Annotated in this window: 2 protein-coding genes; both read left to right on the top strand. The window is 49.5% G+C overall.

Features of this window, described 5'->3' with window-relative positions; all coding sequences use genetic code 11:
• On the top strand, positions 1-244 hold a 244-nt coding region (locus ACOCD2_RS22945), incomplete at its 5' end, for a hypothetical protein (RefSeq protein ID WP_293653641.1).
• A 203-nt stretch (positions 245-447) separates the two neighbouring features.
• Positions 448-642, top strand: a complete 195-nt coding sequence (locus ACOCD2_RS22940) for a hypothetical protein (protein ID WP_293648994.1) — start codon at positions 448-450, stop codon at positions 640-642.
• Positions 643-830 lie beyond the last annotated feature (188 nt).

The following is an 830-nucleotide window of genomic DNA, read 5'->3' as shown; positions in this document are numbered from 1 at the left end:
GTCGTTCATTTTTGCTGACCCACACCTGGGCCAGCTCGATTTCAATCAGACAACGACGACCACAAAAGGGCACATCCCTGACCTGACGCTGGATGTACCGGTTAATCGTTCCCTTCTTTCCGGTCAGCGGGTCTACCGCCTTTCGTCGCCTATCACGCCTGCACTGTATAACAATTCTTCGCGTGCTGTCCTGCCATTGAATTTGATTGACGCATTGCCCTTTAAGACCCAAAATCTGTGCTGAGATGCCAACGCCCATGTGCTTGCCCTATATGAAGTGGTTAGAGACCTCATATTTCAACGGCTTACATGGGGGGTTGGCATCTTTTTTCACTCATCAAAGCGGAGAAGAGCCAAAATAAACAATAATTTCCCCATAAATACAGTCACTTAGGTAATTCTATGAAATTACTTCCCCGAATATCTACGGATTGCCTTTTTATAAAGATGGCAACCTATATTGCACAACTGATCGCTCCGGAAGGCATTCGACAAACCCTCGAATTCGAGGCCGCGAACGACTCAGCAGCAGCGCAGGCGACAAATGATGACCTGGACCCACTGAACGGTCTCTGGGCATCGGTGCAGCGAAAACCGGACCCTCAACAGGATCTGGCCTTCGAGTACCCGGACATGAGATGATGCTTTCCCTGCCTACTCTGCAAGCATGGGCCGCGGATTTTGCGGAAATCCGGGCGTTTTTCAACAGCCTGTGATTCATTCGGCAGGAAAACAGGCCCCGCGTTTGTCTTGGTCTGGATGCTGGCGACAGCGAAAAAGGAAAGGGTATTTCAGGTGAGAGAATGACAAAAGAAAACGACATCGAACAA

Origin of the sequence: Thiolapillus sp. (assembly GCF_048562965.1) — a bacterium.
In the GTDB taxonomy this organism is placed as follows: domain Bacteria; phylum Pseudomonadota; class Gammaproteobacteria; order Chromatiales; family Chromatiaceae; genus Thiolapillus; species Thiolapillus brandeum_A.
Note: the sequence above shows the minus strand (reverse complement) of the source record. Positions and strands in the feature narration are given on the sequence as shown.